The following is an 18961-nucleotide window of genomic DNA, read 5'->3' as shown; positions in this document are numbered from 1 at the left end:
AATGAACACTACTATAAGAGTTGCGGGTATAGTCAAGGAATCAATAGTAGATGGTCCAGGGATTAGATTGGTAGTATTTGCTCAAGGCTGTAAACATCATTGTCCTGGATGTCATAATCCTGAAACCCATTCTTTTGAAGGCGGAGAGCTAATGAGTGTAGAAGAAATATTAGAACTAGTAAAGAAAAATCCCCTACTAGATGGAGTTACATTTAGTGGGGGAGATCCATTTGAACAAGCAGATAGTTTTGCGATTTTAGGAGAGAAAGTCAAAGCACTAGGATTAAATGTAATGACCTATACGGGATATACTTATGAAGAAATAATTGATGAAATAAATGTAAATTCACAATGGAAGTCCCTTCTTTATACTACTGATATTTTAGTGGATGGAAAATTTGATTTAAATAAAAAAAGTCTTGCATTGAAATTCAGAGGTTCTTCAAATCAAAGAATTATAGATGTAAAGAAATCACTGGAATTAAATCAAATAATATTAGCTGTATAAAAAAATATGTAATATTTTTTAGTATTTTTTCACTTTTTGTGATAAAATTAAGATAGTACAAAAATCAAGGAGGGAGTTTTGAGATGAATAAAACAATTGGTTTTATAGGTTCAGGAAATATGGGGAATGCCATGATTGGAGGAATAGTAAGTTCAAACTTAGTTCCTGCCGAAAATATTATAGTTGCAGATTTAAACGAAAAGCAATTAGCTAAGGTAAAAGAAGCTTATGGGGTAAATGTTACTACAGATAATTTAGAAGTAGCAAAAAAAGCTGATATAATTGTTTTATCAATAAAACCTCATATTTATCCTGTTGTTATCGAAACGATAAAGAAGAATATAAAAGAAGAAGTAATAATTGTAGTTATTGCAGCTGGAAAAGATATTGAAGATACTCAAGAGGCTTTTGGTAGAAAAGTAAAGGTAGTTAAGGTTATGCCAAATACTCCTGCTATGGTAGGTGAAGGTATGGCTGCAATTAATCCTAGCAAGGAAGTTACAAAGGAAGAACTAGAAGAGGTAATAAGTATATTTGAAAGCTTTGGCAAGGCAGAAGTTGTAAATGGAGATTTGATGGATGCAGTTACAGCTGTAAGTGGATCATCTCCAGCGTATGTTTATATGTTTATAGAAGCTTTGGCTGATGGTGCGGTATTAGAAGGTATGCCAAGGGATATGGCTTACAAATTTGCAGCTCAAGCAGTACTTGGTTCTGCAAAGATGGTTTTGGAAACAGGTTTACATCCAGGAAAGCTTAAGGACAATGTATGTTCTCCTGGAGGAACTACAATTGAGGCGGTTGCTACATTAGAAGAAAAAGGATTTAGACATGCTGTATTAGCTGCAATGAAAAAATGCGCAGACAAATCAAGAGAGATGAGTAAATAAAGAGAATAGTAGATATTTAAAAAGTATTATTACGAAAGGTAGAGACAACTCTGCCTTTTTTTCATTCCATAATATAATAAATAGGCTATAATATAAGTATATGGAATACAAATGAGTCAAGGGACAGTCCCCTGACTCACAAAGGAGGTATAGATGGCTGGGAATTCTACAATGTATGAACTTTTAAATATAGTGAAATGTGGAAATGAAGAAGTTAAAGAATTGCTAAGTACAAGGGATGTATTTATTAAAACTGATCAAGTAGTGATTCCTTCTAAGGGGAAGGTTGGTACTTTTAGGGAGAAGGATTATTACAATAGATTTATATATGGAGATAATATAGATGTTTTAGGGGCTCTTGTGAAGGGTGACGGCTGTGAATCTATGAGGGGAAAGATAGATCTTATATACATAGATCCACCATTTTTGTCCAAAGCTGATTACAAAGCAAAGGTAAAATTACCACTAAGAGATGATACTGTAACTATAGAAGTATTTGCATACTCTGATACTTGGAAAGATGGAAATATTTCCTATTTAGAAATGTTATACCCGAGGCTAGTTCTTATGAGAGAACTTTTAAGTGAAAGGGGAAGTATTTATGTTCACTTGGATTGGCGAATGGTACACTATGTAAAAATTCTAATGGACGAAATTTTTGGTGAAGATATGTTTTTAAATGAAATCATTTGGAGTTATAAATCTGGTGGAGTAAGTAAAAAATATTTTTCCCGAAAACATGATACAATATTACTATATTCAAAGACTAAAAATTATATTTTTAATCCACAAAAAGAAAAATCCTATAATAGAGGTTTTAAACCATATAGATTTAAAGGTGTCAAGGAGTATGAGGACGAAATAGGTTGGCATACCCTTGTTAATATGAAGGATGTTTGGAATGTTGATATGGTTGGAAGAACTTCAAAGGAAAGGGTGGGTTATGATACACAAAAGCCAGAAAAACTATTGGAGAGGATGATTCTATCTTCAACTGAGGAAGGTTCTATTGTTGCAGATTTTTTTGGTGGAAGTGGTACTACAGCTGTTGTAGCTGAAAAACATAATAGAAAGTGGATATTGTCAGATCTAGGGACTACTTCTCATTTAACTATTATGAAAAGGTTAATAGATATGAACGCTTGTGAGTTTTTAACACAAAAAATAGAGAGTGCTGTTTTTCCAAAGCTAGGAAGTTTAAAAATAGGAAAATTAGAAAAATTAAAAGAGAGAAATGGAGAAGAAATAATTAACATTGAATTTAAAGGGTATGATATAGAGGTGAGTAAAATACCTATAGTGGAAAAGTATAAAGATATAGTAGTTGAGGTAATGAAGGAAAATTCTCTAGCTCTTATAGATACTATAAGTATAGATACAGATTATGATGGAAAGTGTTTTTTTAGTAGATGGCAAGACTATAGAAAACTAGAGAATCTAATGATAAATGATAGTATACAGTTGAAAGTAGAAGAAAGAGATAATAGGACTATTTGCATAAGAGTTGTAGATGTATTTGGATATCATAGTGAATACATATTAGAAGTATAATTAATATAAAATAAAAATGGAGGGATAATAATGAGGATATTAGAAAATTTACAACCAGAAAGGGTATTTTATAATTTTGAAGAGCTATCTAGAATACCTCGTTGTTCAGGAAATGAAAAGAAGGTTAGCGATTATTTAGTTGATTTTGCAAAAAAATATAATTTGGATGTTATTCAAGACGAGGCTTTGAACATAATAATTAAAAAACCTGGTACAGCTGGGTATGAAAATGCACCTACAGTAGTACTACAAGGCCATATAGATATGGTATGTGAGAAGAGATCAGATGTTGAGCATAATTTCTGTTTAGATCCAATTGCCCTTAGAGTAGAAGGGGATTATGTAATGGCTACTGGTACTACATTAGGAGCCGATAATGGTATAGCTGCTGCTATGTGTATGGCAATATTAGAATCAAAGGATATTCCTCATCCTCCACTTGAAGTTCTTCTAACTACTTCTGAAGAAACTGGAATGGATGGAGCAATAGCATTAGATCCAAAGAATATTGAAGGGAAAATTCTTATAAATATTGATTCTGAAGAAGAAGGAAAAGCATTGGTTAGCTGTGCTGGTGGAGAAAGAGACGAAATAGAGATTCCTATTAAATGGGAAGCTTTTGATGAAAGTTTTATTCCATGCAGTATTTCATTTAAAGGCCTAAAGGGTGGACACTCAGGCATGGAGATAAATGAAGGAAGAGCAAATGCCAATGTTCTTATGGGTAGAGTTTTAGCTGAATTAAACAACAATATTGAGTTTAGATTGGTAAGTGTTGATGGTGGTTCAAAAACCAACGCAATACCAAGAGAAGCAAAGGCAGTTGTTGTAGTTTCTTCAAAAGATGAAGAAAAATTTAAAGAAGTAGTAAGAGAAATGGAAAATGCATTTAAAAATGAATATAAGTCAGCTGATCCTGATTTAGTAGTAGAAATAGAAAAAGATAAAGCTGTAGAGAAAGTATTTAGTAATGATACTACAGATAAGATGATTGCAGCACTTATGCTTATTCCTAATGGCGTTCAAACAATGAGTAAAGAAATGGAAGGACTTGTTGAAAGTTCAAACAATTTAGGAATAGTGACAACTTTAGATGATTCTGTATCTTTTAAGAGTTCAATAAGAAGTTCAGTTAGAAGTTTAAAGGAAAAGATGGCTAACCAAATGGAACTTATCGCTAAGATTACTGGAGGCAAATGGAATGCTTATGCAGCTTATCCAGAATGGGAATATTCACCTAACTCTTATATAAGAGATTTATTCCAAAAAGTATATAAAGAGATGACAGGTGAAGAGCTAGAGATAGCAGCAATTCATGCTGGTTTAGAATGTGGATTGTTTAAAGAAAAATTTGGTGAAATGGATATGGTTTCTTTTGGTCCAAATATGTATGCTGTTCATACTCCAGATGAGAAACTAAGTATATCTTCAACTAAGAGAACTTGGGAACTATTATTAAATGTTTTAAAAGAAATAAAATAATTTTCCAATATCTATATACTAAAGGATTAAAATGGGGTATTATAACATATATTAAGTATTAAATAATTTGAAGAGGAGAATGACAATGACAAATAAATTTGATGAACATAACTCATGTGATCATGGATGTGATTGTGGATCTAACTGTAACTGTGATCACGAACATGAACATGAATATGAAGAAATGGATGTAATTTATCTTACATTAGACGATGGTAGTGAAATGGAATGTGGTGTTTTAGGGATATTTGAAGTAGAAGATAAATCTTATATTGCGTTAATACCTCTAGAAGATGAACAAATATTACTATATGAATATATAGAAGAAGGAGAAGAATTTGAACTTGGTCAAATAGAAAGTGAAGAAGAGTTTGAACTAGTTTCAGAAGCTTTTAATGCTCTTTTTCTAGATGATGAAGAATATGATGAAGATGATTTTGAAGATGAGGATGAGGATTAATTAAAACAAAAAATATGGAAAGTACTTCAACTAATGTGTTGAAGTACTTTCTTAAAATAACTAGAAAGGATGATTCAATTGACTAAGGAAGTAAAATTTGCTGAAAACTTATTGGAGTTTATTGAAAAAAGTCCTAGTTCATTTCATGTTGTAAAAAATGTGAAAGATGAGCTTGTGGAAAATGGTTTTGTAGAGCTTGATAGTAGAGAAAGATGGGATATAAAAAAAGGTGGCAAGTATTTTGTAACTACAAATGATTCAGCTATCACAGCTTTTGTAGTAGGACATGGAGAGTTACCAAAGGATGGGTTTAAGCTTGTTGGAGCACATACTGATTCACCTACTTTTAGAATAAAACCTAATCCAGAGATGGTAGAAGAAGGTTCATATTTAAGACTTAATACAGAAGTATATGGGGGCCCTATTATTAATACTTGGCTAGATAGACCTCTTTCAATCGCAGGAAGAGTAGTTGTTAGAGGAAAGGATGCTTTTAAGCCAGAGGTTCATCTTCTCAATATAGACAAGCCATTGATGATCATACCAAATTTGTCTATACATATGAATAGAAAAGTAAATGAAGGAGTTAAGCTAAATACTCAAAAAGAAACATTACCTCTAATGGCTATGGTAAATGAAGAGTTTGAGAAAGATGGTTTTTTGGTAAAACTTATAGCAAAGGAATTAGATGTAGATGCTAAAGATATTTTAGACTTTGAATTGTTCTTATATGAATATGCAAAAGGAAGTATTGTCGGATTGAATGATGAATTTATATCTTCAGGAAAGTTAGATGATTTAGCAATGTGTCATGCAGGGCTTAAAGGATTATTAGATGCAAAGGTCAATAATGCTACTAATGTACTTGTACTATTTGACAATGAAGAGGTAGGAAGTACTACTAAACAGGGAGCAGCTAGTCCAATGCTTAGAAATATTCTTGAAAGAATTTGTTTGTCTCTTGGATTAGATAGAGAAGATTACTATAGAAGTATTTATAATTCCTTCTTGATTTCAGCAGATTTAGCACATGCAGTTCATCCTAATTATGGTGAAAAACAAGATCCTACAAATAGACCTGTAATCAATAAGGGACCAGCAATAAAGATAAGTTCAAATCAATCTTATACTACTGATAGTGTTTCTTTGACTGTATATGAAAGTATATGTGATAAGGCAGGAGTACCAGTTCAGAAGTTCTTAAATAGATCTGATGAAAGAGGAGGTTCAACAATTGGGCCTATTTCATCAACTCAATTAGATATTCGATCTGTAGATATAGGGAATCCTATATTTAGTATGCACTCTATAAGAGAGCTCGGAGGAGTTTATGATCAATATTATATTTACAAATCTTTTGTTGAATACTATAAGTATTAATAATTAAGGATGGTGTAGATGAAGTATAAATTAATAGCTTTAGATTTAGATGGCACGCTACTTAATGACGATAAAAAAATAACAGAAATAAATAAAAACACTCTTCAAAAGCTAATACAAAGTGGATACGAAATAGTTATTGCGACTGGAAGAAGATATAGTACGGCAAAGAGATTTGTTGAAGTAGTAGATAAAAACCTAGTTATACTAGCAAACAATGGAAATATCGTTAGAAACATTAAAGATGATAAAGTACTTTTAAAAAAGTATTTAGATATAGATGATTTTCATACATTGATTAGGGAAGGAAAAAAGAAGGGACTCTATCCAATTATTCATTCAGATTATTTTGATGAAGGTTATGATATTTTAATTGAATTAGATGTTAACGATAGAAAATATTCTAATTATCTTACAGGAAGTATTGATGGATATAAAAGGGTGGAGGACTTTATGAAAATTGAGGATCCTAGAGCTTTAACTGTAGTATATTTAGGAGATAAGGACAAACTAGAGTCATTTAATTTAGAAGTAAATACTAAGTATCCAGACAAATACAGTTCTCATGTGATGGAAAATATAACAATTGCAGGTGCATTACTTGAAGTGATGCACCCATTGGGTTCAAAGTGGTTGAGCTTGGAGGAGTATTCAAAGGAAAAGGGAATATCTAAGGAAGAGATAATAGCTATAGGAGACGACAACAATGATATTGAGATGATTAAACAGGCAGGTTTGGGAATAGCCATGAAAAATGCTTCTTTAGGTGTAAAAAATGTTGCAGATATTATAACAGAAAAGGATAATAATGAAGATGGAGTTGCTCATATATTGAAGGAAGTATTAAAAATATAGTTAGCTTTATAGAAATTAGGGGAATGTATAATTAGAAAAGGTGATTGAATGGATATAGAAGTATACAATGTTTATTCCAAGTACTTAAAAGACAAATTTGGTGAAAAAGTATATAAGCTTCCTATAAGCCTTCCGTTAACTTGTCCAAATAGGGATGGATGTGTTGGAGTAGGTGGATGTATATTTTGTGGTGAAGAGGGAGGCTCTTTTGAGAATCTTTCAAATACCATTTCAATAAAAGAACAGCTTTTAAAAAACAAAGATTATATAAGTGAAAGATACAATGCAAAGAAATTTATCAGCTATTTTCAAAATTTCACTAACACCTATATGCCACTTGATAGATTCAAAGAATGTATAGAAGAAGCTATAATAGAGGATGTAGTAGGTATTTCTATATCTACTCGTCCTGATTGTATCAATGATGAATACCTAGAATATTTATCTAATATAGGGAAAAAACATGGTTTGGAAATAACTATTGAATTAGGTCTTCAAACTGTTAACTACCATTCTCTATATAAGATAAATAGAGGTCATACACTGGGAGAGTTCATTGATGCTGTTTTGAGAAATAAAAAATATGGAATTAGAACTTGTACTCATCTCATATTAAATCTTCCTTGGGATGATATGCAGGATGTAATTGAAAATGCAAAAGTACTTTCTGCATTGGGAGTAGAAGAAGTAAAGCTTCACGCCTTGTATATTCTAGAAGGCACTATACTTGGAGATATGTACAAAAATGGAGAAATAGAAGTTATATCCAAGGATGAATATATAGAAAGAGTAATTACATTTTTAGAGTATCTTGATAGTGATATTGTAATCCAAAGATTAATAGGAAGAGCACCAGAGGAAAATTCTCTTTTTGTCAACTGGAATGAAAGTTGGTGGAAGATAAGAGATGAAATAGTTGATATAATGGAAACAAGGAAGGTACGACAAGGGGATAAATGTAGTTATTTAAATGGAAAAGCAATAAAATTTTAAATATTTTAAAAATAAAGAAGGAAAAACGGTTTTCATGTAGAATATTGTAATAAGCAAAAAAAATATAAGGTTGGAGGTTGGTAGAGATGGTTAAATTTATATGTGGCACTAAAGGCAGTGGTAAGACAAAATATCTTATAGATATGGCAAATGAAGAAATCAAAAAGGGCAATGGCAACATTGCATTCATTGATGTTGACGACAACCATATATTTAGTCTTGATTATGATGTAAGACTTATTAATGCCATGGAATTCAATATAAAGAGTATTGAATCATTCTATGGCTTTTTATGTGGAATTATTGGGATGGACTATGATGTAGAGAAGATTTATGTGGATGGTATTTATGAGTTGATAGATTTAAAACCTGAAGATTTGGTTAATTTAGCAGATTCACTAGAAAAAATCTCTAGTAAATTCAATACTGAATTCTATATTGGAATAGATTATACTAAAGAAGATTTACCTTCTTCTTTAAAAGATCAAACGGAAGAATTAAAATTAGATTAAAAGATAAAGGCAGGATTTTACCCTGCCTTTATCTATTTATCCCCTAGTATTAGGATAGAAGGTTGCACAGTCTGTTTCTTCAGTAGAACTGGCATTTCTTGGTTGTATTTCTATGGAAGAAGCTGTACAATAGTCACCTGATGCATGATATTTACAAGTGTTAACAACACATTTTACACCTTCAATTGGTGTATCAGATTTTTCTATTCTCATATATTATCTCCTTTCATAGATTATATAATTCTATTTTATTTTTCCCTGAGATTATTAAATTATTCTTTTATATTGCTATATTTTTAAGATTTAAATAGTATATAATATAGTAAGAGGAATATTAAGGAGGTCAAAATGGGAAAAAAAGAACGAGTAGATAAAATACTTTCTAATTTAGGTTATGGAAGTAGGAAAGAAATCAAGAGTTTTGTTAAACAAGGAATGATAAGTGTAGGAAATGAATTGATTAAAGATAGTTCTATAAAAGTTGATCCTACTGTAGAAGAAATTTATTTTGAAGGAGAAAAAGTTTATTATAGAGAGTTTATTTACTTAATGCTAAATAAACCACAAGATGTAGTTTCTTCAACAAATGATCCTATAAGTAAGACCGTTTTAGACTTGATAGACAGTAAATATTTAGCTTTTAATCCACATCCAGCAGGACGTCTTGACAAGGATACAGAAGGTCTTTTGCTTATAACAAATGATGGAAAACTTTCCCATGAGCTTCTATCACCAAAGAAGAATGTAAAAAAAACATACTATGTAGAAGTGGATGGCTATGTAGATGAGAAATACTTTGAAGTATTTGAATCTGGAATAGTTTTAGATGATGGATACAAGACTAAACCAGCGAAACTTGAGATAATAGAATCTGGATATGTATCTAAAGTATACTTAACTATAAGTGAAGGAAAGTACCATCAAGTTAAGAGGATGTTTGAATCACTGGAAATGAATGTACTATATTTAAAGAGAATTTCTATGGGATCTCTTGTTTTAGATGATAGTTTACAACCAGGAGAATATAGAGAGCTTTCTGATGAGGAAGTACTTCTTTTAAAGAAAAGTTAATCTTATGTTTGTTAATTATGTTATTAATGATATAATATAATTAATGTTATTTGATAAAATTAATATTAGATAGGGTGTTTGAAATTGGCTTATTATAAGGAAAAGGGCATTTTTGATACCTTTTTTGATCACAGGAATTCCCTTATTATTCAGTACAAGAATGGAGATATAAGCAAGAGAGAGTTCTTAGAAGGGAATTTTGATTTTGTTCAAGATATGAAGGTGAAACCTTTTAAACGAATTGATAGTTATGAGAAGGGAATGTATAACTATCAGTATTACAATGTATTGGCTAAGTATTATACTATGCTAGCAAAGGATATGAGAAAAGAAGGGAAACATGATAAGTATTATATTTATTATTTAAATCAAGGGAATTATTATTATAATGAAAAAGATAGAGCTACACTTCATCTTTTACGTTATTTAAACTTTGTAAATGTTGATGCATATTTTATCAAAGTAGAGTCTAGGTTTTTAAGGAACAAATTATATGAAATTGTTTTAAAGGATTATCAGTATGCAATTTTTCATTCAAAGAGTAGATGGTTGTTAGACATACTCAAAAAAGAAGATGTATTTATAGAAGGGGTAAAGAAATCTTTGATTGATGAATATATCAACGAAACATATTAAAAAAATAGTAGGATTTTCCTACTATTTTTTTCTACTATTTTGTAATTGTTGCTAGAATTTCTTCTATTGAGCTGCCTCTTTTTATTTCAAATTCTCCACATTTAACTTTTGTGTCTAGTTTTAGTTCAATCATCTTTGATATAAATTGTTTTTCATCTTCTATTAGTTTTTCTTTAAACAAAATATCTGCTATGCTTGAAGCAGGAGAACCTGATGGTATGACGATTTTCACTACTTCTTTAGATGATTCTTCGCTTTTTTTATCTTGGTTTTTATCATTATCTTTTCCATCTTTGTTATCTATGTTTTTTTCATCTTTTGAGATTTCTATTTCGTTGCCAACGGTAGGAGTTTTGGTTTTATCCTTATCAAACAATACATTAAGTCTCCAACCAATAATTCCAGCTACAATTACTATTATTACAACCATAAGTATATAGTCAATTGCGTCATAGAAAAAATCTTTTAGTACTTCGCTAAACTTCTTCATAATTCCACCTCTTTTTTGCTGGATTGTTAAACAAATAAGTAGAGTTTTTACTCTATTCTTGTGTATAATATCATTATAACATATATTATTATAACATATGAAAAGGAAAAAGGTGAGATAATTTGAGAGAGATTATAGTGGATAAAAATGAAAATGATCAAAGGATAGATAGGTTTTTAAAAAAATACTTAGCTAAAGCACCTCAAGGTACTATATATAAGTTTCTTCGTAAAAAGAGGATAAAGTTAAATAACAAAAAAGCAAAACCAGAAGATATGATATTTGAAGGAGATACAATTAAGTTTTATCTAGCAGATGAAACATTAGACTCATTTATACCTGATATGGAAATAGTTAAAGGTTCCGTAAAACTTGATATTATTTATGAAGATGAAAACATAATACTTATTAATAAACCTAAAGGCATCCTTTCACATCCTGTCAATAAAGATTATGGCGACAATATTGTAGATAGTATGGTGAGCTATTTGATTGCAAAAGGGGATTATGTACCTAGAATTGAAAAGACATTTACCCCATCTATATGTAATAGACTTGATAGAAACACAAGTGGTATTATTATTGGTGCTAAGAATTATGAAGCTCTAAAAGATATAAATGAGGCCATTAAAAACAGAGATATAAAGAAGTATTACAAATGTATGGTAAAGGGAAGAGTGGATAAGGATATTCTTTTAGGTGGGTATTTACTAAAAAATGAAGAAAAAAATAAAGTTAAAATCTATAGTGAAGAAATGGAAGGAACAAAAGAAGTTAAAACTAGTATAAAGGTATTGGATAAAAACAATGATTTTTCTCTTTTGGAAATTGATTTGATAACAGGACGAACTCATCAAATTAGAGCTCATCTTTCATCAATAGGTCATCCTATTGTAGGAGATGGAAAGTATGGAGATGGAAAGATAAATGAGTTCTTTAAGAAAAAATATAGATTGGAAAGTCAATTTTTACATGCATATAAGATTTGTTTCAATGGACTTACTAAATTAGATTATTTAAACGGCAGGGAGTTTGAGGCAATGAGTCCAGCTATATTTTATAATATAGAGAAGGAGTGGTTTTAATGCTTATAAGGCAAGGGGAAGTTAAGGATTTACACTCTTTGGTTGAAATGTGGGGTAAGCTTTCTGATTGTCATAAAGACTTTATAGATTATATTTCTCCTTCTTTTAATTATAGGGAGATTATGTGTGAAAATTTTAGGGAGGATATGAGTAATCCTAGTATTCGCATTTTGGTTGCCGGTGAATGTGGTGAAAATATAGGTTTTATAAGGGGAGAATTGAGGGTAAATTCTAATTTAATTAGTGGAGGATTTTTTGGATATATTAGCGATGTATTTATAGAGTATGAATACAGGGGGTTAGGTGTAGCAGAGACTTTGTTAAGTGAAATAGTTTCTTGGTTTAGAGAAAATGGAGTTAATACTGTTAGACTAAATGTCAATTCCGAAAATATTAGGGCAATTGGATTTTATGAAAAATTTGGGTTTAAAGAAGTAAATAAAATTTTAGCTTTAAAAATAAATGAGTAAAAAGAAAAAAACTACACATCCTAATAGTAATTTATAAAAAAGGAGTTGGTAGTTTGAAGATTAGAGATATTATGACTAGGCAAGTTACATCAGTAGGTCAAAATTCAACTTTGGGAGAAGTAGCAGGACAAATGAAGAATTTAAATGTTGGGAGTATACCGGTTTGTGATAACAATAGTAAGCTTTTGGGAATAGTTACAGACAGAGATATGGTGGTGAGGGGATTGACACAAGGGTATGCAAGTCAATCTATAGTTAGAGATGTTATGACTGCAAATCCTGTTTTTGTAACTCCAGATACAGATGTAACTGAAGCAACAAATCTCATGGCAGAACATCAAGTTAGACGTCTTCCGGTAGTGGAAGGAGATTCGTTAGTAGGTATTGTATCTATTGGAGATGTGGCTGTAAGAGATAGATTGATTGATGAAGCAGGAGATGCTTTATCAAATATATCAGAACCTAGTAGACCAAATATTTAGAAATAACAAATAGCAGAGGTATCTCTGCTATATTTTTTTTCTAAAATAAGGTATAATATATATACGATTTTAGTTTATTGAACTAAAATAAGGAAGGAGAGTTATTGTGAAGAATTTCAAAGTTATTGTTGAAGGGGTAGGAGAAGTTACTGTTGATGAAGGTTCAACTTATGAAGAGCTTTCAAAAATGATTTTTAAGGATGAATACAAAAAGTACTTAGGAGCTAGGGTAGACAATGAAATAGTCTATTTAAAGAAGAAAGTAAAAGAGGGAAAAAATATAGAGTTTTTAGATATTAGTGATAAAGATGGGCATAGAATATATGGAAGAACCTTAGTCCTTGTGTATATAGCTGCTTGTGAAAAAGTGTTTTCAGACTATACTGTAAACATTGAGCATTCTTTAGGAAAAGGAATGTATACAGAAGTTGAGGGAGATAAGACTATAAGTTTTAAAGATATAGAAGAAATAAAGAGAATAATGAGTGAAATGATTGAAAAAGACATACCTATCTATAGAGAAAGGATATCAAAGGAACAAGCAATTAAGATATTTAAGGAAGAAGGTTATGATGATAAGGTTAGACTTTATAATTCTTTAGATAGAGATTTTATAGATGTATATAGACTTGAGGAGCATATTGATACTATCTATGGATATGTTGCCCCATCTACAGGGTATTTAGATGTTTTTGATGTTAAGTATTATTATCCGGGAGCGATATTATTAGGTCCTACACAGGAAAGCAAAACTACTGTTCCAGAGTTTGTTGAGCAGAGAAAGCTTGCTAAAGTTTTTAAAGAAGCAGAGGATTGGGCTAATATTTTGGACTTAGGGTATATTGGGAATTTAAACGACAAAATAAGAAAAGATTCTATTGATGAAGTGATTAGAATTTCTGAAGCTCTTCATGAAAAGAAGATCGCAAGTATTGCAGATATGATTTGTGCTGATGACAATGTAAATTTAATAATGATTGCAGGGCCTTCTTCTTCTGGAAAGACAACATTTTCTAAAAGATTAGCTGTTCAGTTAAAGGTCAATGGAAAGAAACCCATATCTATATCAGTAGATGATTATTTTGTAAATAGAGTAGATACTCCAAAAAATGAATTTGGTGAATATGATTTTGAAGCACTTGAAGCAATTGATTTGAAAAAGTTCAATGAGGATTTGATAGCACTTATAGAAGGCAAAGAAATTGAATTGCCTAGATTTAACTTCTTAGAAGGTGTAAGAGAACCTTCAGGAATAAGGGTAAGGGTAGACGAGGACCATCCAATTATAATTGAAGGTATCCATGCATTAAATCCTAAGATGACCAATGCTATTCCAGAAAAGAATAAGTTTAAAATATATATAAGTGCACTAACTCAGCTAAATATAGATGCTCATAATAGGATACCTACAACAGATACTAGAATACTAAGAAGAATGGTTAGAGATAACAAATACAGAGGAAATGACGTGTTAAGGACTTTTAAACTATGGGAACAAGTTAGAATTGGAGAGGAAAAGAACATTTTCCCATTTCAAGAAGAAGCAGATGTTATGTTCAATTCAGCATTATCTTATGAATTGTCTGTGCTTAAGAAATATGCAGTTCCACTTCTTAAAGAAGTAGACAAAAGTAGCGAGTATTATTCAGAAGCTAAGAGACTATTAAAGTTTTTGAGTTATTTAAAAGATGTAGAAGATGAATCGATTATACCTCCTACATCTATATTGAGGGAATTTATAGGCGGGAGTTGCTTTAGATAAGTTAGAGAGGTGAGCATATGAAAGATTTGTTAAAGGGGATTATTGATAAAAATATAGAAGTGACAGAGAAAGGTAAGGTAGCAGATTATATTCCTGCATTAGCCAAAGCTAATCCAAGGGATTTAGGAGCATGTATTATTGATATGGATGGCAATATTTATACTGCTGGCGAATATAGAAAGAGATTTACTATACAAAGTATATCTAAGACCATTGCGTTGATGTTAGCTATTATGGACAATGGAGAAGAAGAAGTTTTCAAGAAGGTAGGGATGGAACCTACTGGGGATGCTTTTAATTCAATATATAAATTGGAGGTAGAGGAAATAGCAAAACCTTTAAATCCAATGATAAATGCAGGAGCAATAGCAGTTACATCTTTGATTAAGGGTAGGGATTCTAAAGAAAAAATTGACAGATTACTTTCTCTATTTAGAAAGATTTCATGCAACGACAATATAGTCATTAATGAAGAAGTATATTTATCTGAAAAAGAAACTGGAAATAGAAACAGAGCCATGGGCTATTTATTGAAGGACATGGGGATTGTAGATGGCAATGTAGAAGAGGCATTGGATGTTTATTTTAAACAATGTTCCATTGAAATGGATTGTATTGATATTGCCAATATGGGTTTATTCTTAGCTAATGATGGAACTATACCTAAGACTGGAGAAGTTGTAGTTGATGAACACATATCTAGAATCATTAAAACCTATATGGTAACATGTGGAATGTACAACTCTAGTGGAGAGTTTGCTATAAAGGTAGGTATTCCAGCCAAGAGTGGTGTTGGAGGGGGTATACTAGCTTCAGTACCTCATAGAATGGGCATAGGTATTTATGGCCCTGCGTTAGACAAGAGAGGCAATTCTGTAGCAGGACTACGAGTTTTACAAAGCTTATCAAAACAATTAGACTTAAGTATTTTTTGATTAATTACTCTGGCAATTGCCAGAGTTTGTTTTTTCTCTAATAATCCAATAGAAAATAAGTATACAATATTCTATAATATAGATAATAGATGTAGTAATGTTTAAGGAGCGATTTTATGAAGAAGTGGATTGAGTGTATAATTTTACTACTTGTAATCACCATAATATTTACAGGATGTAGTGAGAAAACTGAGAAAAAACCTGATAGAGAATTTGTAAAAGAGGAAATGGAGGAAGAAGAAGTTGATCCTATAATGGAAAAGTTAGAGAAAATGACTATAGATGAAAAGATAGGACAATTAGTCTTGGTTGGACTAGATGGAGTGGAGCTTGATGATAAGACAGTTGAGCTAATAGAGAGTTATTATGTAGGAGGATTTATTCTCTTTAAGAAGAATATTAATAGTGTTTCGCAACTTGTAGAATTGACAAATTCGATAAAGAGTATTAATTCTAAGAATACTATACCTATGTTTATAGGAGTAGATGAAGAAGGGGGAAGAGTATCTAGGATTCCAAAGGAAATTATTAAAACACCAAAAGCAAGAGATATAGGTTTAATAGATGATGAACATTTTTCCTATGAAATAGGCAAAATACTTGGCAATAATCTTAGCTTACTGGGAATTAATATGGATTTTGCACCAGTACTAGATATACATTCAAATAGTAAAAATACTGTAATTGGCGATAGAGCCTTTGGTTCTACATCTCAGATTGTTTCAAAACACGGTTTATTAGTTATGAATGGTATCAAGGATTCTCATGTTATACCTGTGGTTAAACATTTTCCAGGTCATGGAGACACATATATGGATTCTCATGTAAATTTGCCTGTGGTAAATAAGACGAAAGAAGAACTTGAAAAGCTAGAGTTCATACCATTTAAAGAGGCTATCAATAATGGAGCAGATGTTGTTATGATAGGTCATATATTGTTGTCTAATATAGATGAGGAGTATCCTGCCACTCTTTCAAAAAGTCTTATAAATGATATATTAAGAGAAGAATTAAAATTTGATGGAGTAGTAGTAACTGATGATATGACCATGGGAGCTATTACTAAAAATTTTGATATTGGTAGTGCATCTGTAAGGAGTTTGAAAGCTGGAAGTGATATAGTACTTGTGTGTTTTGAACATGAAAAACAACTAAAAGTATTGAATGCTATAAGGGAAGCTGTTAACAATAATGATATATCTAAAGATGAAATAGATAAAAAAGTATATAGAATTCTTAAGTTAAAAGACAAATATAATCTAAAGGATAATGAAATTGAAGTTCCCAATGTGATAGATGTAAATAATAGAACTAAGGAATTACTTGATAAGTATATAAAATAGAGGTGGTATAATGTATATAGTTAGTGCTTGTTTGGCAGGTATTAAATGTAAGTATAATGGTAAGGATAACAAAAATGAAGCTATATCCAAATTGGTGGAAGAAGGAAAGGCAATACCTGTTTGTCCAGAAGTATTAGGAGGACTTCCTACGCCTAGGGTACCTTGTGAAATAATTAAAGATGAAAAAGGTAATACAAGGGTAATAGATAAAGATGGGGTAGATCGCACTACTGAATTTTTAGAAGGTGCTAAAAAGTCATTGGCTATAGCAGGAGTTGTTGGAGCCAAAGTTGCAATTTTAAAATCTAACAGCCCTTCTTGTGGTTGTGGTTACGTATATGATGGTAACTTTTGTGGAAAACTTGTAGAGGGCAATGGAGTAACTACAGATTTATTTATTGATAATGGGATAAAAGTATATAGTGATAAAGACTATAGATTAGATAAATAACAAAAGGAGCTGGTCGTATTGGACAAGAAAAAGATTGTTGACAGGGCTACAGATGAGCTAATGTCATTAGCAGAATTAAAGGAAGATTTATATTTCAAAAAGATACCAGATGATAGAGTTAAATATTATATAGATGAATCTATAAAAATAGGACAAGAAGCAGCTAGAGATATGTTGAATACTTTCCAAGGAAAAAATGTTATAGAGATATGTGAAGAAAATAAAATAAGATTAGATAAACCAGATGAAGAATATGACTTTGAAATTGTTAGATTAAGAGGGAAATATGACAGTGATATAAATAGTATTATTTTATATGATTTGTCTATAAAAAAAGTAGAAAGTGCTTTAAGTGATTCAAAAGTAGGGCTTAAGTTGAGTTATGATGAAATCAAAGAAATACAAATTGCTCATGAATTGTATCACTATTTGGAGGATAAGGAAATTGGTGCAACATATGATAAACTTGAAGATATAAGAGTTTTTTTAACTAAAAGATACCCTGTTATGAAATGTAGCGATATAGCTGCACATATTTTTTGCAAGGAACTACTTAAACTTTCATATCACCCTAAAATATTAGATTATCTTTATTTGGTTGGTACAGGATATGCTAACCCAATGTTTTTAGAAAATTATATAAATGAATTAGAGATAATATCAAAATAGCAAGGGGTGTTATGATGAAAAAGGTAATAGGTATTGATTTGGGTGGCACAAAGATAAATGGTGGAGTAGTTGATGAAACTGGCAATATTTTAGAAAAGGTGACAATAAAAACTGACGGAAAAAGTGGTAAAGATGGTGTGCTAAAGGATTTAAAGTATTTGATAAGGGAACTTGTGAAGAAAGAGGAAATTGAAGCCATAGGTTTAGGTTCTCCAGGTTTTATTAATACCAAGGAAGGAAAAGTTCTATCTGTTGGAGGAAATATACCAGGATGGCCTGGTACCAATATTCGTGAGGAATTATCAATTGAATTTTCACAAATTCCAATTATTATAGAAAACGATGCAAATGTAGCTGCTATATGTGAACAATGGTTAGGAGCAGGAAAGAACCTTGAAAGTTTTGTTATGATAACCTTAGGAACAGGAGTTGGCGGAGGAATTTGGACAAGTAAAGAAACTATTTGGAATGGCAGTCATTTTCAAGGGGCAGAATTTGGACATTCAATCCTGTATCCAAATGGTAAAAGTTGCAATTGTGGACAAAGAGGTTGTGTTGAAAAATACATTTCTGGTTCTGCTATAGAAAATAATTACTTTGAAAAGACAAAACAGAGGTTAAAAGGAGTAGATATATTTCTACAAAGTACAGATGATCCTATCTGCAGGGAAGTAGTAAGTGAATTTACCACCGATTTATCAGTTTTTTTAATTAGTATTAAAAATATCTTTGATCCTGAGGGAATTATCATAGGTGGAGGGGTAATCAATTCAAGGGATTTTTGGTGGGATGAAGTAGTGGAAAAGTTCAATAGCAATTGTAATAATACTGGTGGAGTTAAGATATTGCCTGCAAAATACTTAAATGACTCTGGACTTATTGGAGCTGCAAAATTAGCTTTTGATTATATAGGTGATTAAATAGCATTAAAAGAAT

General features: G+C 31.1%; 22 protein-coding genes. 20 read left to right on the top strand and 2 right to left on the bottom strand.

Annotation, left to right across the window (positions count from 1 at the left end; all coding sequences use genetic code 11):
• The first annotated feature begins 1 nt into the window (after position 1).
• From nrdG to BQ9840_RS03515, 9 genes are all read left to right on the top strand, one after another.
• Complete coding sequence (gene nrdG / locus BQ9840_RS03555) at positions 2 to 508, top strand: anaerobic ribonucleoside-triphosphate reductase activating protein (protein WP_077368134.1); 507 nt, start codon at positions 2 to 4, stop codon at positions 506 to 508.
• Positions 509 to 591: 83 nt separating this feature from the next.
• Entirely contained in the window at positions 592 to 1398 is an 807-nt protein-coding gene (gene proC / locus BQ9840_RS03550) for a pyrroline-5-carboxylate reductase (protein ID WP_077368132.1), read from the top strand.
• 153 nt (positions 1399 to 1551) lie between these two features.
• A complete protein-coding gene (locus BQ9840_RS03545; protein ID WP_077368129.1) occupies positions 1552 to 2949 on the top strand; it encodes a site-specific DNA-methyltransferase in 1398 nt (465 codons plus the stop codon).
• Positions 2950 to 2979: 30 nt separating this feature from the next.
• Complete coding sequence (locus BQ9840_RS03540; RefSeq protein WP_077368128.1) at positions 2980 to 4431, top strand: aminoacyl-histidine dipeptidase; 1452 nt, start codon at positions 2980 to 2982, stop codon at positions 4429 to 4431.
• Between the two features lie 85 nt (positions 4432 to 4516).
• Positions 4517 to 4891 (top strand): DUF1292 domain-containing protein, encoded by a 375-nt coding sequence (locus BQ9840_RS03535; protein WP_077368125.1) that lies wholly within the window; start codon positions 4517 to 4519, stop codon positions 4889 to 4891.
• 69 nt (positions 4892 to 4960) lie between these two features.
• The gene (locus BQ9840_RS03530; protein ID WP_200804860.1) at positions 4961 to 6271 is read left to right on the top strand and encodes a M18 family aminopeptidase; all 1311 of its coding nucleotides are present in this window, start codon (positions 4961 to 4963) and stop codon (positions 6269 to 6271) included.
• Between the two features lie 18 nt (positions 6272 to 6289).
• Positions 6290 to 7126: a Cof-type HAD-IIB family hydrolase gene (locus tag BQ9840_RS03525; RefSeq protein WP_077368121.1), complete on the top strand. Its 837-nt coding sequence runs from the start codon at positions 6290 to 6292 to the stop codon at positions 7124 to 7126.
• Positions 7127 to 7174: 48 nt separating this feature from the next.
• The gene (locus BQ9840_RS03520) at positions 7175 to 8119 is read left to right on the top strand and encodes a TIGR01212 family radical SAM protein (RefSeq protein WP_077368119.1); all 945 of its coding nucleotides are present in this window, start codon (positions 7175 to 7177) and stop codon (positions 8117 to 8119) included.
• Between the two features lie 86 nt (positions 8120 to 8205).
• Positions 8206 to 8631 carry a hypothetical protein gene (locus BQ9840_RS03515; RefSeq protein WP_077368117.1) on the top strand — a complete coding sequence of 142 codons (426 nt, stop codon included), beginning with the start codon at positions 8206 to 8208 and terminating at the stop codon, positions 8629 to 8631.
• A gap of 36 nt (positions 8632 to 8667) precedes the next feature.
• Here BQ9840_RS03515 and BQ9840_RS03510 read toward each other — a convergent pair whose 3' ends face one another.
• Positions 8668 to 8844: a DUF1540 domain-containing protein gene (locus BQ9840_RS03510; RefSeq protein WP_077368115.1), complete on the bottom strand. Its 177-nt coding sequence runs from the start codon at positions 8842 to 8844 to the stop codon at positions 8668 to 8670.
• Between the two features lie 135 nt (positions 8845 to 8979).
• On the opposite strand from BQ9840_RS03510, the gene BQ9840_RS03505 reads away from it, so the two are divergent.
• Together BQ9840_RS03505 and BQ9840_RS03500 are read left to right on the top strand one after the other, a co-directional pair.
• Positions 8980 to 9702, top strand: a complete 723-nt coding sequence (locus BQ9840_RS03505) for a pseudouridine synthase (RefSeq protein ID WP_077368112.1) — start codon at positions 8980 to 8982, stop codon at positions 9700 to 9702.
• 84 nt (positions 9703 to 9786) lie between these two features.
• Positions 9787 to 10338 carry a DUF6648 family protein gene (locus BQ9840_RS03500; RefSeq protein ID WP_077368110.1) on the top strand — a complete coding sequence of 184 codons (552 nt, stop codon included), beginning with the start codon at positions 9787 to 9789 and terminating at the stop codon, positions 10336 to 10338.
• Positions 10339 to 10372: 34 nt separating this feature from the next.
• Here BQ9840_RS03500 and BQ9840_RS03495 read toward each other — a convergent pair whose 3' ends face one another.
• Complete coding sequence (locus tag BQ9840_RS03495) at positions 10373 to 10828, bottom strand: type IV pilin (protein WP_077368107.1); 456 nt, start codon at positions 10826 to 10828, stop codon at positions 10373 to 10375.
• A gap of 137 nt (positions 10829 to 10965) precedes the next feature.
• Between BQ9840_RS03495 and BQ9840_RS03490 the strand changes: the two genes are divergently transcribed.
• The 9 genes from BQ9840_RS03490 (at position 10966) to BQ9840_RS03450 (ending at position 18945) form a co-directional block, all read left to right on the top strand.
• On the top strand, positions 10966 to 11913 hold the full coding sequence (locus BQ9840_RS03490; protein ID WP_234978611.1) for an RluA family pseudouridine synthase: 948 nt from the start codon (positions 10966 to 10968) through the stop codon (positions 11911 to 11913).
• A complete protein-coding gene (locus BQ9840_RS03485; protein WP_077368101.1) occupies positions 11913 to 12383 on the top strand; it encodes a GNAT family N-acetyltransferase in 471 nt (156 codons plus the stop codon). Before BQ9840_RS03490 ends, BQ9840_RS03485 begins: the two co-directional genes overlap by 1 nt.
• Positions 12384 to 12436: 53 nt before the next feature.
• Positions 12437 to 12865, top strand: a complete 429-nt coding sequence (locus BQ9840_RS03480) for a CBS domain-containing protein (protein WP_200804859.1) — start codon at positions 12437 to 12439, stop codon at positions 12863 to 12865.
• A 106-nt stretch (positions 12866 to 12971) separates the two neighbouring features.
• Positions 12972 to 14627, top strand: a complete 1656-nt coding sequence (locus BQ9840_RS03475; protein ID WP_234978610.1) for a nucleoside kinase — start codon at positions 12972 to 12974, stop codon at positions 14625 to 14627.
• A gap of 17 nt (positions 14628 to 14644) precedes the next feature.
• Positions 14645 to 15562 (top strand): glutaminase A, encoded by a 918-nt coding sequence (glsA, locus tag BQ9840_RS03470; protein WP_077368099.1) that lies wholly within the window; start codon positions 14645 to 14647, stop codon positions 15560 to 15562.
• Positions 15563 to 15678: 116 nt separating this feature from the next.
• Positions 15679 to 16905, top strand: a complete 1227-nt coding sequence (gene nagZ / locus BQ9840_RS03465; protein ID WP_077368096.1) for a beta-N-acetylhexosaminidase — start codon at positions 15679 to 15681, stop codon at positions 16903 to 16905.
• 10 nt (positions 16906 to 16915) lie between these two features.
• Positions 16916 to 17356, top strand: a complete 441-nt coding sequence (locus BQ9840_RS03460) for a DUF523 domain-containing protein (RefSeq protein ID WP_077368094.1) — start codon at positions 16916 to 16918, stop codon at positions 17354 to 17356.
• A gap of 18 nt (positions 17357 to 17374) precedes the next feature.
• Positions 17375 to 18025, top strand: a complete 651-nt coding sequence (locus BQ9840_RS03455; RefSeq protein ID WP_077368091.1) for a hypothetical protein — start codon at positions 17375 to 17377, stop codon at positions 18023 to 18025.
• A 14-nt stretch (positions 18026 to 18039) separates the two neighbouring features.
• The gene (locus BQ9840_RS03450) at positions 18040 to 18945 is read left to right on the top strand and encodes an ROK family protein (protein WP_077368089.1); all 906 of its coding nucleotides are present in this window, start codon (positions 18040 to 18042) and stop codon (positions 18943 to 18945) included.
• The last annotated feature ends 16 nt before the right edge of the window (positions 18946 to 18961 follow it).

The sequence above is a fragment of the Anaerosalibacter sp. Marseille-P3206 genome (assembly GCF_900155565.1).
Taxonomy (GTDB): Bacteria; Bacillota; Clostridia; order Tissierellales; family Sporanaerobacteraceae; genus FUHM01.
Note: the sequence above shows the minus strand (reverse complement) of the source record. Positions and strands in the feature narration are given on the sequence as shown.

Excerpts from the sequence above, each read along its gene's own strand:
- nrdG (WP_077368134.1), top strand. The coding sequence starts at position 2 with ATGAACACTACTATAAGAGTTGCGGGTATAGTCAAGGAATCAATAGTA.
- proC (WP_077368132.1), top strand. The coding sequence starts at position 592 with ATGAATAAAACAATTGGTTTTATAGGTTCAGGAAATATGGGGAATGCC.
- BQ9840_RS03545 (WP_077368129.1), top strand. The coding sequence starts at position 1,552 with ATGGCTGGGAATTCTACAATGTATGAACTTTTAAATATAGTGAAATGT.
- BQ9840_RS03540 (WP_077368128.1), top strand. The coding sequence starts at position 2,980 with ATGAGGATATTAGAAAATTTACAACCAGAAAGGGTATTTTATAATTTT.
- BQ9840_RS03535 (WP_077368125.1), top strand. The coding sequence starts at position 4,517 with ATGACAAATAAATTTGATGAACATAACTCATGTGATCATGGATGTGAT.
- BQ9840_RS03530 (WP_200804860.1), top strand. The coding sequence starts at position 4,961 with ATGATTCAATTGACTAAGGAAGTAAAATTTGCTGAAAACTTATTGGAG.
- BQ9840_RS03525 (WP_077368121.1), top strand. The coding sequence starts at position 6,290 with ATGAAGTATAAATTAATAGCTTTAGATTTAGATGGCACGCTACTTAAT.
- BQ9840_RS03520 (WP_077368119.1), top strand. The coding sequence starts at position 7,175 with ATGGATATAGAAGTATACAATGTTTATTCCAAGTACTTAAAAGACAAA.
- BQ9840_RS03515 (WP_077368117.1), top strand. The coding sequence starts at position 8,206 with ATGGTTAAATTTATATGTGGCACTAAAGGCAGTGGTAAGACAAAATAT.
- BQ9840_RS03510 (WP_077368115.1), bottom strand. The coding sequence starts at position 8,844 with ATGAGAATAGAAAAATCTGATACACCAATTGAAGGTGTAAAATGTGTT.
- BQ9840_RS03505 (WP_077368112.1), top strand. The coding sequence starts at position 8,980 with ATGGGAAAAAAAGAACGAGTAGATAAAATACTTTCTAATTTAGGTTAT.
- BQ9840_RS03495 (WP_077368107.1), bottom strand. The coding sequence starts at position 10,828 with ATGAAGAAGTTTAGCGAAGTACTAAAAGATTTTTTCTATGACGCAATT.
- BQ9840_RS03485 (WP_077368101.1), top strand. The coding sequence starts at position 11,913 with ATGCTTATAAGGCAAGGGGAAGTTAAGGATTTACACTCTTTGGTTGAA.
- glsA (WP_077368099.1), top strand. The coding sequence starts at position 14,645 with ATGAAAGATTTGTTAAAGGGGATTATTGATAAAAATATAGAAGTGACA.
- nagZ (WP_077368096.1), top strand. The coding sequence starts at position 15,679 with ATGAAGAAGTGGATTGAGTGTATAATTTTACTACTTGTAATCACCATA.
- BQ9840_RS03460 (WP_077368094.1), top strand. The coding sequence starts at position 16,916 with ATGTATATAGTTAGTGCTTGTTTGGCAGGTATTAAATGTAAGTATAAT.
- BQ9840_RS03450 (WP_077368089.1), top strand. The coding sequence starts at position 18,040 with ATGAAAAAGGTAATAGGTATTGATTTGGGTGGCACAAAGATAAATGGT.